The 16,292-nt window shown below is 39.1% G+C and carries 4 protein-coding genes and 1 pseudogene; 2 read left to right on the forward strand and 3 right to left on the reverse strand.

Annotated elements, in window-relative coordinates:
* Both HT725_RS07520 and HT725_RS07525 read right to left on the reverse strand, forming a co-directional pair.
* The coding region (locus HT725_RS07520; RefSeq protein WP_173253342.1) for a Rib/alpha-like domain-containing protein at nt 1-11,725 on the reverse strand (11,725 nt) is incomplete at its 3' end.
* Nucleotides 11,726-12,959: 1,234 nt separating this feature from the next.
* Nucleotides 12,960-13,607 (reverse strand): annotated as a pseudogene (locus tag HT725_RS07525) (Rpn family recombination-promoting nuclease/putative transposase); the annotation flags it as partial.
* A 197-nt stretch (nt 13,608-13,804) separates the two neighbouring features.
* Between HT725_RS07525 and HT725_RS07530 the strand changes: the two are divergent.
* Nucleotides 13,805-14,782 carry a Gfo/Idh/MocA family oxidoreductase gene (locus HT725_RS07530; protein WP_173253343.1) on the forward strand — a complete coding sequence of 326 codons (978 nt, stop codon included), beginning with the start codon at nt 13,805-13,807 and terminating at the stop codon, nt 14,780-14,782.
* Nucleotides 14,779-15,861, forward strand: a complete 1,083-nt coding sequence (locus tag HT725_RS07535) for a DEAD/DEAH box helicase (protein WP_173253344.1) — start codon at nt 14,779-14,781, stop codon at nt 15,859-15,861. Before HT725_RS07530 ends, HT725_RS07535 begins: the two co-directional genes overlap by 4 nt.
* A 145-nt stretch (nt 15,862-16,006) precedes the next feature.
* On the opposite strand, the gene HT725_RS07540 is transcribed toward HT725_RS07535, so the two are convergent.
* A partial coding sequence (locus HT725_RS07540; RefSeq protein WP_173253345.1) for a hypothetical protein occupies nt 16,007-16,292 on the reverse strand: 286 nt, incomplete at its 5' end.

Consider the following 16,292-nt stretch of genomic DNA (forward strand, 5'->3'; position numbering starts at 1 on the left):
TGTCGCCAGACAACGCTGTCTTAGATGCTTCTAATGCTGACTTGTCAGCAGATTTCACTTCATACGGAACTTCGACAATTTCTGTAGTACTATCTGCATAAGTCACTACCACTTCGATAGTATGAGTTCCAAGAGCAGTTGGATAAGTTGTACCATCTTTTAAGGTTGCTGACGCTTTATTATCAACTGTTACAGCATCCAGCAATTCTTCATTTGTAGGGGTGCTTCCGCCAACTACTTTGCTAATTTTAGTCGTTTCAACCTCATGTTTTGGAACAGTAACAGTATAGTCACGTGCGGAGCTTTCTGCTTCTCCTGTTCCCTTTGTTGCTATAATTTGAACCATACGATTTGTAGTTCCTAATGTTCCATTCGGAACTACAAGTTTATCTCCTACTTTCTTAACAGCAGTATCTGTAGACGCCCAGCTGTTTTCACTTGTAAGAGTGACAGTCTTCGTTCCATCATTTTCTGTAGGAATATTAAATGTAACCTTATCTGCATCTGTTGGAACACTGAACTCATAATCACCATTCATTTTCGCCTTTGACGTCAATTCTGCTGGTTTCGGATGTTTTATAACTACTTCTGAACTACTATCAGATTCTGTTCTATCACTACCAGAAATATACACAACTTTGGCGATGATTTTTGTACCTGGGGCAAGACCTTGAGTTAACGGAACTGAAATATTATTTTTCGTATCGTAGTTACCCTCTTTATCTACCACTGTTTCACCAATCTTAACAGGAGCTTTAGTAGTGTCAGTTGCATCATAAAGTTCTACAGTCGTTCCGCTATTCACGTTGTTAACTGTCAAGCTTGTTGCACCGGTTGTTGCCCCTTCTACTGTCGGCGTTAATGGTTTAACTTCAAATGTTACATCAAATTTTTCAGAACGATACCAATTTATTTGACCGTTATCTCCTGCCATAAAGACTTGAATACCATCTTTATACTTACCAAGGTAATTTGCTTTTTGTTTTTCAGAAGTTCTACTATAACTTGCATATTCTGAATAACCGTTACCTGATGTTGATTTCCAAGCAGAAGATGTCCTTGGTGAATTAGACAAAAAGTAAGTCTGAGCATTATTACTTGTTCCACCAAAATCCGTTCCAAAAGTAGTTGTTACATGTTTCGTTAGAGGAACAGCATGATAAACTTTCAAATTGATATCAATAGTTTGCTCCACACTTTCTTCTGTACCATCAGCATTTGTTACACGATAAGTAACTTTTACGCTACCTTTTGTATTCTCCCCACTTTCGTTTGTTGTAACATTTGTACTTGGTTTATTATCCCATACTACCGTTACACCATCTGTTGGTTTATTTACATTAGCGTTACTCTGATTTTTAAACTGTACATACCTTTCAGGCTGTTCTCCTTCAGGCAACGCCTGATTTAGCAATGTTGTAAATTTATCTTTTTTAGCTACAACTGTTGGATAAACCGTTACTGGTACACTTACTTCCGTTAGAGGGCGTGTTTGATTATTCGTTTCTGTCTTTTCAGAGATGAGCAATGTTGCAGTGCGTGTTCCTACTGTCGTAAAATCAGGTGTTTCTTTCCAAGTAGCAGTCAAATAGTTTGGAAGTGTTGCCGCTTGTCCATTTTCTTGATAGTTCAAGAGACGCTCTGGATGATTTTTCAATTCACTAAACGCGTCATTCCCTGCAATTTGTTTGATAGATTTTCCTGTAAATGTACGATTCTCTACAACACTGTATTCTCTAGCATCACTTGTTTGACCAAAGGCTGTTTGAGTTACAGTGACTTTATTTGTCGAATAGCCAACTTTATTATTTTGTTCTGTTTGGTGTAGGTAGGTACCTTCTGGAAGATCATAAGACCAAGTTCCATTAGTAGGAGTGATAGTTACTTCTGTATTATCTTGGAAATGTAATGTTACCTTAGTAGCACCATTAACAGCCGTACCTGAAATAGTACGATCAGTATCTCTCAACTTATCACCAGAGGTTGCTGTGATAGTCGGTGATTCAAGTTTAACCGTCTGATTTCCTTCTACCGTAACCATGGCTACATCTGGAAGTGTAACCAATGTCCTACCATTCTCCTCTACAACTATGTTTGTAGCTGTTGGATTTAATTTCTGAACAGATGCTCTAACTGATTCTTTTTCAGTACTTGTTAAATCAGTAGTATTTTTAACTGGCGTTTTTTCAGGTGTTACAACTATTGGAACATTCACATCTTTGGAACTTCCATCCGTATATGTCACCTTAACAACTACCACACCACCATTATCCGGTACATCACCAACAACATCCTTAGCTTTTATATGCACTTCTTTCACAGCTGCTTTTATCTCATCTGCTGTATGAACTGCATTTTTAACATTCCTTATCAATGCTGTGACTTCGGGTTTATACTTCTCAGACTGATTCTGTTCACGAACATTCCCGTTCAATCTTGCTATCGGGATTGTATCTCCTGTATTAACACCTGCTCCTGCATGACGGTAAGTAACATCACCATTTGTTGCAACCTGTAATTCAGCAAGATTAACTGACGGATTAGCTTTCTTGACAGCTGCTTTTACAGCCTCTATTTCTGTAGAAGTCAAAGAATTTGGATTAACAACTGGCACCTGATCAATTGATGCTAATCCTGACCATGCTTCCGTTTCGTATGAGTCTACTTGACCGTTTAGATTACTTTCATGACGAACTACAACTCTGTCTCCAGCACGAAACTTCTCTGAACCTGCTAATGTAACTGTGATACTTCCGTCACCTGAAATACTAATAGTACGATCATTACGACTGTTAGTATATCCGTTATCAGTTTTTGTGAGTTGCATTCCGACACCACGAATACTTAAATGAAGTTTATCTCCAGTTGACACAGGAGTTTCTGGTTTGATTGTAACAGTGTTGTCACCTTCATTAAATGTTGAAGTAATATCAACTGGTTTAACTTCTAGGATAGGGACTTTCACTTCTTTTTTAGAGTTATCAGAATACGTTAATTCTACCGTAACAACCTTCTTACCATTATCTTCTGTAATAGCTCCATTATTTTTAATTGCTTTTGAAGTTGGTGTCGGTTGACCTGCTGGTATCGTAATCTTACCTAATACACGATCATTTTGCGAAGTTGCTATACGCCCTTGTACAGATGCATCTTTTTCAGCTTTAACAGAAGCTGTTGTTATAGCTGGTTTTGATTTATTAGCATCAGTAGTATTTAACGGAACTTCTACTATATCATTTGAACCATCTGGGTATGTCACACGTGCAGTTACAAACCAAGTTCCATCAGGTTTGGTCTGAACATTTGCATTTGTCATCTCAAATGTTAAGTTTGTTGTATTATTACGTACGTTAACTGTCCCTCTATCCGTTGCAAAAGTTAAAGTATCTTTAACCTTATTAAATTCGGCTGTAGTCAAGCTAGTGTTCGGCTGTGTAATATCACGTTCAATTGTTACTGTAGATACAGACGGCGTATATTTCACAGCTTGAGTTAAGATTTTAAAGACCACACGCGTTGGATTTGAGGCATTATTTGGTTGAATTTGTTTCAATTCATTGCCTGAAGCATCCATAGTAGAAACAAAGCGAGTAATCAAAGTCTGTCCATTGGTCCATAGCGCACTACCATTTCTAGCATCCACTTTACCGGTAATGAAGACCTCTTTTGGTGCTGTAATCTCTAAATTATTTTGAAGATCTTGTCTATTATATTCTAATCCATAAGACAAATGAGCACCTATTGCATCAGCATATAGAAGAACTGTTCTTAATTTCCCAGAATCATCATTGAATGTTCCTAATCGAATAGGATTCGCTGTTATATCCTCTGTAGGTGTTACATATACAACACGATCTCCGTTACTCTCTACAGCTGTATATACTGAATCAAATTCAAATGTTGGAGGTATTTTATCCCCTATTTTTGCATTTTCAGATGTAGTTGTACTATCTAAACCTTTAGCTGTGACTTTAGCTGTAACAGTAGCGCTATCTTTCACTGCACGATCCTTAATCGTTACTGTCCCTGTAGTTTCATCAATAATCACTCCATCTGCCGGCGCATTGATTAGTGTCCACCTACCATTTGTCTTCTGAGCTGTCACTGTTACTGGTGCACCTGTGGACGTTGCTGTATTTGTATAGGTTATACTTAAATCATTCGCATTCGTTTCGTTTGAATTCGTAATGACTACATCACCATTGTCTTTTGGTGTTACGACTGGCGCTGTTGGCTTTAATTCAAAGGTAATCGTTTTTTCTATATAACGACGACCATTTATCTCTGTATTATCACCAGTTTGACCAGACACCACTGTACCAATACCCTCTACTCCTGCATAATTTTGAGGGAAGTAAGCTCTGGCTTTCACTACATAGCGACCAGGATCAGTATATCTTAAGGTACGTGTTGTGGTACCAGTCGCCTCATCTACATAACGGAAAGTCATATTTTGAGGGAAATTTCCCGTATCTTGACGATTATTACCATCATTTACTGTTAAAAAGTGATTTGGATCTGGAATATTTTCCCCTTTAGTCACAGGTACCGTAATAGAATCAACATTCGGTTGCTCCGAACGTCCTGTTTCAAAGTCTAAATCAACCACCTTAACACGAAACTTCACTTCTGCCTGATTACCAGATGAAATACCATTTGTACCATCTGATACTTTTAGCGTAACTGTAGTAGTTCCTAACTGGGCATCTGTTGCTACAGTTCCTTTAATTATATGTTCAGCAGGTGTTTGTTCTGTCTTACCAGTTAACGTTAAGCTATCATTATTCGTACCAGTCCCACCAAATGACACCCCACTTGGCAATCCATTCATGTACTGAACATTAACACGTCCTGCTATTTCATTATCAAATAAAGTCAATGGTAATTCTAACTTCGCACCACGGAATACAGTAACAACTGGAGAACTTGATTCATTAGCAGACAGTATACTTACTCTATTTCCGTCTGATTTATTAGTTAATTTAACCGTCGGAGGCGTCTCCTCGGTTACATTGAATACAACATTTTTTTCAACCCTTTCCGGTGTATAAATGGTTACATTCTTACCATCAATTTCCTTCTTAGTCGGTCCTCCTGTAGGGAATGTTGTAACAACTTTATAATCTGTATTTCGTCCTGCACTTGTTAAACGAGTCGTATTAGGTACTTCACTAGTATTCTTAGTCCACTTATATGTCGTACCATCTGGAAGATAAGTATCTGAAGGAGTGGAATTAGTTTCCCCAACTGCTCCTATAAATTCACTAGCATTTCCTAACTCTGAGTTTAATGTAGCTGTTTTAGGGCTATTTTTCACTTCAAGATCCGCAATTACGTACTTAAACTTATATGTTCTTTCATTGTTTAATGCATCTTTCACGACAACATTAGCTTCACGTTCACCTAAAGGAGCATTCTGTTCAACAGTGTTATTAGTTGATAATGTATACGTTGTACCATTATTCATATCCCCAGTTTTCGGCGCATCAGTCCCGCCTTGTTTGTTGAACCATACTCCGTTTGGAATTACACTTGCTTTTAAGTAAGTAGTTTTTCCAGAATTATCGTTCACTTCAAAGGTTGGATTAAATCTTGCCCCTCGATAAATGACAAATCGATTATCATCTGCATTTTCTGTCAATGCGACACCATTCATTTTCACAGTCGGAGCTTCCTTATCACTCTTCTCGACCGCTACCTTGATGTCTTCTGTAGAAAGGTCTGGGTATGTAATTATTGCCCCTACATAATAGGTACCATCAGCATCTCGCTTAATTGCACCATTTTCTTTCATAACTATTTCCAAGTCAGTTGTATCATGGGATACTTTTACATCACCTTTAGTCGTAGTAAACTGAATCTTGGACTTAATCGCAGTAAATTCATCTTGACTCACCGTCTGTCCAGCTGCAGTAATATCTTTTGCAAGAGCTTGTGTCGCTACTATCGGTTCATATTTAACTGCTTGTGTCAATACTTTTAAGGCAACACGAGTTGGATTTGTGATACTTGCACTGAGCTCTCTAACAAAATTATCCGAAGCATCTGTTGCGACAATATAACGAGTATACAATGCATCGCCATTACGCCAAGGTCTATTACCATTTTTCTGTGTTAATTTACCAGTAACTGTAATATCTCTTGGAGCAGTTACTTCTTGATTGTCAGTCTTAACCAAGTCATTATAAGTTAATCCAGAACCTAGCGCAAAACCTAGATTATTCTGTTCGGATAATCTCACTTCACGTAATTTACCTGAGTTATCATTCACAGTAGCTAATGTTATAGAACCATTGTCTAGGTCTTCTGTAGGGGTTATATAAGCCACACGCTCACCATTGACAACTTCTGTATATTTCTCATTAAATGTAATCGTTGGTAATACGCGCTCACCAACATTTGAAGTTGCACTTGTGGTTGTGCTATCTATATCATCAACTGTCACTAGTTTAGCTGTAACGCTAGCATTATCCTTCACTTGACGGTCTTTAATAGTGACTTTCCCAGTAGCACTATCAATAGTCACGCCATCAGAAGGCGTACCATCGCTTAATACCCAAACATTTCCCGTTTTTGTTGCCGTTAGATTCTTTTGAACATTATTTTTATCTGTATAAGAAAAGCTCAATCGGTTAACATTTGCTTGATTTGTAGGACTCACTATCACATCGCCGTTAGTTTCAGCAGACACTTCTGGGGCTGTCGGTCTAACTTGAAACTCTATATCACGAGCTATATAAGTACGTCCTGTAATTTCTGAAATCTTATCTCCAGTTGCATTAGTTGGAGTTATCGGCAATCCCTTAGTCGAAACTGTATTCGTTGGGAAGAAAGCTGCTGCTTTTACATTATATTTTCCTGGAGTCGTGAATTGTAAGTTCGTTTTAAATTCAGTTCCATTAGTACCTGTAATATAACGGAAAGTCATTCCTTGCGGAAGGATATAATCACTTCTTCGAGTTCCTTCTGTACCTGTTAGATAAGTGTTTGGATCAGCAGTATTTTTATTTAAAGTTGCTTCGGTAACAATTTTTTTGTCATTCCCACTAGATGAATACCCTTGTTCAAATGCAACATCTAGCACACGAATATTAAATTTGACTTCTTTTTTATTCCCTTGATCCACATCTCCATTAGTAGCATCAGATACTTTCAATGTAACAGTTTGTACTCCAAGATTTGCATCAGAAGCAACTCTACCTCTCACAGTATAAGTACCAGGTGTAGTTTCGGTTTTACCACTTTCCTTAATTGTCGTAGAGGTAGTTACATTTTCATTACTATTGAACGACACACCCTTTGGAAGACCAGCTTTATAACTAATATTCACTTTTCCTGTGCTAACATTGTCATAATACTTTAATGGTAATTCAAGTGTTGCTCCACGATAAACATCGACTGTAGTAACAGAAGCATCATCAGTTAATGTAACTTCTTCATTACTTCCTTTGTTGGTTAATTTTACAGTTGGAGCTTCCATATCTGATGGAACAGTAGTCGTGCTTGCCTCACTTAATCCAGTTGTATTAGACTTTTGCTGTGCAATAACCTGCGTTCTCGAACGAGCAACGCCAAATGGAATCGTAACTGTTGCAGTTCCATCTGTGCCATTAGTAATTCTAACATTCGAGTCCGGTTGAGCTAAACTCCAGTTTTGATTATTTTTGTTTAAAATAGTATTCTGAGTCGCTCCGTTTTCAGTCACATATGAAATAATTGCTGCATTTGCATCGTTTCTCCCGATTGTTGCAGTCACATCTCCTGTTGAAGTTGTGACAAGTTCTGGTTTTGTTGCGAACGGAACAATTGGTGTTGTGGCATGGATAGATTGTGTACTAAGAGAAGATTGTACTCCCCTATATACCTCATCTGTATTCTCTCGAACAAGAGCCATTACCATTCTGACATCATCTGTCCCCAAAGCCTCTTGTTTATAATTTTCTGGTCTAAAAGTAACTTTCCCGTCTTCTCTCAATAAACTCGAAGCTACAATTTGGTAATTTTGCGCAGGTCTAGTGAATTCATTCTCGTTATTCGACCCACCTTTTACTAGAAACACTTTCCATTGAAGACGATCATCACCTACTTGAGTTGTTGTATTTGCTGGATAAGTAAAACCTTGACCCTCAATAATAGGACGCTCATTTCCCGTTTTTTCTGACTTCCCTTTTAAATCATCATTTGTTGTTTTGAAATTTCCTGCCAACGGTGGCAACACAAGTGTAGCGGTTGTTGTCAATTCGTTTCCGGTTACGGTTGTTGCAGTAACTGATAAGGTGTGAAGTCCTGATATATTTTTATTGAAATTTCCACGTGCTGCAATGGTCATACTTGTGGTTCCTGTACCTTCTTTTACCCAAGTAACTCCCAGACCATCTGCACCACTTATGCGAATATCTTTAATCTTATCAGCACTCTTAGCAAGAAACTTAATTCCACTACCACCAACCTGTTGATCCAAAGGCCATTTAATAAGCTTATCGTTTTTAAAATCCCGACCATTCAGTGTTAAGCCCACTTTCAAATCTGTATTTTTAAAATCTGCTTCCGCGCTAAAATCAGTTGTTTTCGAACGTTGCTTAGCAAATACATGGGTGTTCAATGCAGCTGTCCCTGCAGTCATATGAACAGTTGCAGTTCCATCACGATTATCAACGACTGTTACTGTAGAGTTAGCATTGCTATTATCTTTATTCCAATAGCTATCTTGTCCTCTGGTAAATGCGACAACCTGTTGTCTACCAGCTGCGTCTGTATATCGAACTTCCGCTTTTGTAGCTCCCTTTTGACCAATGGTTGTCGTAATACTATCATCTACATTTTTTTCAATGATTGGCTTTGTTTCAAAAGGACGAGCAACTGCTGTTTTTTCATTTGACGGATCAGAAAAGACTAGATTAGTGGTATTTCCGTTTTGTGTATACGACTCACCCTTAGCTACGGTTTTAACAAGATAAGTACCTATACCAACTTCAACATCTTTGAAACGTGCACGACCGCTACTATCTGCCGCAGCTCTTTTTACTTCTTCAAGTTCTCCATTCGCCAACTTACGATAGAGAACCATTTCAACCCCTTTGGTTCCATTTGTTGCCTCAACTGTTACTCTCTTTCCAACAGAATCAGTGAGTTCTGTTGATAGAGATGGAGTTTTCGGTTTGACAACAAAGGTCAGTCCAATCAGTTCTGATGAACCATCTCCTGTCGGACCATCAAATTTTCTTTCAAGCACATAGTTCGTCGCTCCTGGTGTATCCATTATCTGTCTTGCACCAGAATAACCGACTAACTCTGTTCCCAATTTATAAATTTTATAGGTCGCAGGTGCACCATTTGCTTGGTTAGCTTCCACTTTATTACCAGAATTTATAAGATATGATGTATAATCTATCGTCTTAAAATAGGGATAATTGGTATCTCCAACTGTTATCAAGGTATCTGTATCAAAAGGTTTATCTGCCTTGACACTAAATACACCAGAGACTACTTCTCCTCCATTACCGTCTCCAAAGTTGGTAACACCTCTTTTTCCTTGACTAATAAAAAATACCCCGTCTCCCTGCGTTTCTGCCGGATATTTCTCAATCAAGTCAACTTCATCATTTGTTCTAGCGTACCATTGGTTAATCAATTGACGAGTAGAACCCTCAACACGCTTAAGTCCACTAGCAAAAGTTAAAGAACGTAAATCACGTGAACCGTTCGTTTCAAAAGTAATCTCATAAGAACGATCATCCTCACGATCCAACTGGAAAGTATATACATCTTTGACATCTGCCATAATACGAGAGAATTTCTCGTTTGAATACTTTTGAATATTGGGATCAGTTTCAATAACTCTATCACGATAGTAAAATCCTCTGTCTGTCAAGTGCGCTGCACCATGAGTTGCTTGTCGCGCAATACCTTCTAAGGTACCTACATCAAATTGCTGTGCTGCAGTTGTCCCAACTACTGATATTCTTGCATTCGTATTGTCTTTCGTACCTTTTTGAACATCTTGAAGCCTAGCACCTCTAAAAGGTGAGTTCTGAGGAAGATTTGCAAAGGCGTTTGCTAATGCATCCTTCAGCTCATTTTCTCCTGGAGCAACAGATGGTCGTTCTATCAAAGAACCACCATTTTTATTAAACGTTTGAACCGCAACAGTTCCACTCCTTAAAGTTTGCCCTTGTGGCAATGTAAAGTAAAATTTATTTACCCCTAGAGTCTTGTGTTCTCCATTGACAACAATCTTCCAACGCAAACCTGTATCAGTTCGTCTTACATCTATATGGAAATTTTTATAAGCCTCTGAAATTTGTCCGCCTTCATAGTACGGGGTACCTACTCCACCTTTTGAGTAAAATACATAAGTATATTTAGAGTAAGGAGAACCGTTTTGACCATTTTCAAAGAAATATCCTGTCTTACTATTATACGTAGCAGTCTCTATATGAGCCGCTCTATCCTGCCCTGCCGCACGTCTCGTACGAGTTGGTGCGCCTGCTGGTATCGAGCGGAAACCTGACCATCCTGTAGCGTTGGTACGCGGTTGAATGGTTACATTGTTTTCACTTGGAGTTGCAGGTCCTGTTACCACTCCTGCATTTGCTTCATTTTCAGCAAGAACTCCTTCGATCAGTTCACGTGATTTTTTCAGATCTGCTAAGGCAGCATTAAAATCTTCTTGACTGATAGTATCGCCTTTAGAGAAAGCCTCGTTGAACTTATCAGCAGCTGCCTTGGCTGCTTGGATTTTATCTGCTGATGCTCCGTTAGCTCGGAGTTGCTCAGTGATGAACTCTAATTCATCTTTTAGTCCATAAACACCATTTTTACCTTCAGTCGTGTTGGTGTAGGTTGGGAGCGTCTGTGGAGTAGCTTGAGAGCCAGCTCCAGGAGTTGTTGCGTTCCCTCCAGCAGATGGATTGACTTGGTTTGCAGCTGGTGCTGTCGCGCTCAAGCCTCCTCCTCTACGACGCTTCCCTCCGGTTGGTTGCTCGGTCACAGCTCCGTCTGGAGTAGCGAGTCCGGTAGAGGTCAGACCTGTAGATGTGAGGTCTGTAGATGCTAGACCTGCTTTTTCCAAGATTGTTGGATTTTCTAGGCTAGGTGTCAAGGCTTGATTAACACGGCTCGTAAGCTCTGCCATCAGTCTTGCTTGCTCATCAACCTGCGCTTGCGTCGCTTTTGGATCTTCCAAAACTGCCTTAGCTGCTGCTAGGCGCGCTTCCACTTCAGCATGAAGTTCCTGCATTGAGCTAAGCGTTAGGTTTGCCAACAAAGCTTGCAAATTGCTTTGGGTTGATTTGGCTGCTGTCGTATCAGCGACGGTCGGCTCTTCTTGCTCTCTTACTTCTCCTGCTTGAGAAGGTTCTTGGCTAGCTGGATTTGTCTCTGACTGAGCAGAGTTAGACTCAGCTACTGCTTGCCCTTGATTTGTTCCCTCAGCTGGTGCTTCTTGCGTTTTCACCTCATCAGGTGCTTTAAGTTCAGCTGGCTGGTCAGTTAAAACCTTGTTCGAGTCTCCCTCATCCGAGCTTCCTAAATCACCGTCTGCCTTTCCATCAGACCCCACCGTAGCTACTTCATTTGCCGTAGCTGGAGTGATGGGTTCATGCGCTGCTACTGCCCCGTTGGCAAAGAACATCAATGCTGCAACCGCGACACTGGCAGCACCAAAGTGGTATTTTCGAATCGAATATCGGAAAACCTTTTCTTTGTTATATTTTCCAAAGTCCATGAAATCTTTCTCCTTTTTTGTAAGTTGTTTTGAAAACAAAAATAGCCTTATCATCTTCAAACTCACATGATATTAAATAGTATTGATAGCACTATTTAACCCACTGCACCCAGTGTACAGTCTAGTAATAATTATACCATACCCCCCCCCCCGAATTTACCATCTAATCATCCAAAAATCTTGATTTTTAGAGAATTTTTTAGTATATGCTTATTATATTGATTATAGATATACGCTTTTTTGATTTATTTCCTAGAAACTAATAACTTTTCTATATCTTTATTTATGAAAATTTTAGTATAATAATAGTTATAATTGGCTGATTTTTAGTAGTGTGAATATATTAAATATAATTTAGAAACCAAGTATGGATTCAAATTTTAGTTTGAAAAACCTCCCTATTTTGGGATTGGAAGAGCTTATCATCAGTTTCTGAAAAATGTCTAAGACTTACGGGACTTGTTCGATACCTATTTGTAGCAAGATTAAATGGTTAGCTGGTTAGAAATTGAATTGTTCAGCTTTTATTTCATCTCACTATCCCCTGTTCCTAGAGCCACCATCTCCCTATTCCTTTCTTTGACGATTCTCATCTCCAAAATCACTCCTATCCCTAGAGCGCTTTCAGCCCTTACCTCATGATAATCAAGCTTGGAAATATAATAGATTGAAATAAAATATGAACAAATTAATAAGGGGATTTTAAAGTATTTTCTAACAATGCTTTAGAAACTATGATGTGCTATTCTAAATTCAACTCACTATAAAAAGCAACTAAAACAAAATGAAACAAGAATCAAACAAATTGGTCTTGGAATTTAAATCAATTTATAACAATATTTTAAAAGACCCTTGTACTATCCTAGATTCAGCTCATTATATTTGTTCTAAATCCATTGATTATCATTCTACTCTTATCCTCAATCTAAGATTAGTATTTTGAGCTATCCTACATAAGTCTCCTGGCTTGCTTTTTGATTTTTGTTTATAGGATATTGAATTTGGAATAGTTCACTAGTACTTCTAAAACATTCATAGAAATTACTTTGACTTTCCTGACTGATTTGTTCAGTTCTTATTTCATTCATATATGCTATGCATTAACCGATAGCGGATACCTACGGAGAACTTGCCACTCAGATGTAGGACCTGCCCATCATACAAAAAAACAGACTTCATCCCACAAAGAGATAAAATCTGTTACTATTTTCTACACGATATTTCCTAATTTTTAATCCAGCAGTTGGTCTGCCTGACTGATGGCTCGCTCGGGGTACTGGGTAAAGGGCTTGTTCCCAAAAAACTCCAACCAGGGCTTGCAAACCTCGTCTTTGCTGGTTTCTCTGTATTTTTTTAATTCCAAGAACGCCATCTTGACTAGATGGTTTTCTTGTCCGTTATTGGTAATGGTTAAAACCTCACCTGTCGTATCCTCTCGCATGCTAAAACTATGGAAAGCTAAGTCATCTTGGAAATAATTACTATCCACAATTGCAATTGCGTAAACAGGTGCGATGTGTTTATAGCTCTGGTGGGTATCACCTTCACGTTGGCGAATTTTTTCAAGATTTTGATTGACCTGGCTGCATAGGTAAGCCCACAAACGATTGATGAAAAAATTCTGATGATGGACTTGGATTTCAATAATAACCTGTGTCCCATTATCCAACTCCGCCAAGACGTCTATACTAGTGTAAAAATCCTGAGCCGAGTAGGGCAGAGATGGCAAGACATGAATATTGCTTCCCTCCAAAATGGTCACATTTTTTGCTGGTAAATCCAGCATATCGCGAATAAATTGACAAGTGATTTCTGGGTTGCTAAAAATTTTCTTAGCAACCAAGTCATTAGTTGGGCTGATGCCCGGATGTCTTAGAATCATCCTTTTCCTCCTTCTATTATAGCACATTTTTTAATCTAATTTACTAGATTTGATGCTTCTATCTATTTATTCGTAAAAGAAAGCTTTTCTTCAGAAGAAAGCTAATCGCTTATTTGAAAATTTTTACCCTCTGTTGGATAGTCCCGTCTATCTATGTTATAATGAAAGAAGGATTTAAAATCGGAAAAGGAGTATCTATGCTAAAATTAGGTGTCATCGGCACTGGCGCTATCAGCCATCACTTCATAGAAGCAGCCCATGCTAGTGGAAAATACCAGCTGGTCGCAGTCTATTCTAGGAAACTTGAAACTGCCGCAACCTTTACTTCTCACTATGAGAATATCCAACTATTCGATCAATTAGAAGACTTCTTCAAGAGCTCCTTTGATGTGGTCTATATTGCCAGTCCAAACTCCTTGCATTTTGCTCAGGCAAAAACTGCCTTGTCTGCTGGTAAACATGTTATTCTTGAAAAGCCAGCTGTCACTCAACCACAAGAATGGCTGGATTTGGTTCAAACAGCTGAAAAAAATCACTGTTTTATCTTTGAAGCAGCTCGTAATTACCATGAAAAAGCTCTCACTATCATCAAAAACTTTTTAGCAGACAAACAGATTTTGGGAGCAGATTTCAACTATGCCAAGTATTCTTCCAAGATGCCTAACTTGTTAGCTGGACAGACACCAAATGTCTTTTCAGCCCGTTTTGCTGGTGGAGCTCTTATGGATTTGGGGATTTATCCTCTCTACGCTGCCGTTCGCCTTTTTGGAAAAGCTAATGACGCGACTTACCAGGCTCAACAGCTTGACAATAGCATTGACCTAAATGGTGACGGAATTCTCTTCTACCCAGACTTTCAAGTTCATATCAAGTCTGGGAAAAACATCACTTCCAATCTTCCTTGCGAGATTTATACAACAGATGGAACATTGACTCTCAACACCATTGAGCATGTCCGCTCAGCTATTTTTACCGACCATCAAGGCAATCAAGTCCAGCTCCCTATCCAACAGGCTCCTCATACGATGACTGAGGAAGTCGCTGCATTTGCACAGATGATTCAGCAACCAGACCAGACACTCTACCAGAATTGGCTGGATGATGCAGGCTCTGTTCATGAGCTACTATATACCATGCGCCAGACTGCTGGCATTAGATTTGAGGCAGAAAAATGAAAAGCAAACTACCGACTGAATGGCAAGAACTGAGCGACCAACTCGGTTTCCAAGAATTTACCCCCATTCAAACTCAACTATTTGAGCCCCTTCTTGCTGGAGAAAATCTTCTAGGAGTGAGCCCAACAGGAACCGGTAAGACCCTAGCTTACCTCCTACCAAGTCTTCTCAGACTACAAAAGAAAAAAGCGCAGCAACTCTTGATTCTAGCACCAAATACGGAGCTTGCTGGACAGATTTTTGACGTATGTAAAACGTGGTCAGAAGCCATCGGCTTGACAGCCCAACTCTTCCTATCAGGTTCAAGTCAGAAACGCCAGATTGAACGCTTAAAAAAAGGACCAGAAATTCTGATTGGAACTCCTGGCCGTATCTTTGAACTCATTAAATTGAAAAAAATCAAGATGATGAATGTGGAAACCATCATCCTGGATGAATTTGACCAATTGCTCGATGATTCTCAGATACACTTTGTCGAGAAAATTACTCACTACGCACCGCGTGACCACCAACTCATCTACATGAGTGCGACGACCAAGTTTGACCAAGAAAAGATTGCACCTAACACACATACTATTGATCTTTCTGACCAAAAATTGGATAACATCCAACATTTCTACATGCAGGTAGACCAACGTCACCGAGTGGATATGCTACGAAAACTAGCTCATGTGGAGGATTTCCGCGGTCTAATCTTCTTTAACAGCCTATCAGACCTTGGAAGTGCAGAGGAAAAACTACAGTATCGGGATATATTAGCTGTTTCCCTCGCTAGTGATGTCAATGTTAAATTTAGAAAAGTCATCTTAGAAAAGTTTAAAGATAAGCAACTAACCCTGCTTCTTGCAACTGACCTTTTGGCTCGAGGGATTGATATCGATAGCCTAGAATGCGTCGTAAACTTTGATGTTCCTAGAGATAGCGAAACCTACACCCACCGTGCTGGCCGTACTGGTCGTATGGGCAAGGAAGGTTATGTTATCACTCTCGTCACTCATCCAGAAGAACTTAAAAAACTCAAGAAATTTGCGAGCGTACGTGAAATTGTCTTGAAAAATCAAGAACTCTATATTAAATAAAGCCTCATTGCTCTATACACATCCGGTGTATGGAGCTTTTTTATAAGCAATTCAATTTTATACTCTTCGAAAATCTCTTCAAACCGCGTCAGCTTCGCCTTGCCATATGTATATGATACCGACTTCGTCAGTTCTATCTACAACCTCAAAAGCAGTGTTTTGAGCTGACTTCGTCAGTTCTATCTGCAACCTCAAAACAGTGTTTTGAGCTGACTTCGTCAGTTCTATCTGCAACCTCAAAACAGTGTTTTGAGCTGACTTCGTCAGTTTTATCTACAACCTCAAAAACATGTTTTGAGCTGACTTCGTCAGTCTTATCTGCAACCTCAAGACCATGTTTTGAGCTGACTTCGTCAGTCTTATCTGCAACCTCAATACAGTGTTTTGAGCTAACTTCGTCAGTCTTATCTGCAACCTCAAAAACATGTTTT

This window comes from Streptococcus sp. 2579, from assembly GCF_013277195.1.
GTDB lineage: Bacteria > Bacillota > Bacilli > Lactobacillales > Streptococcaceae > Streptococcus.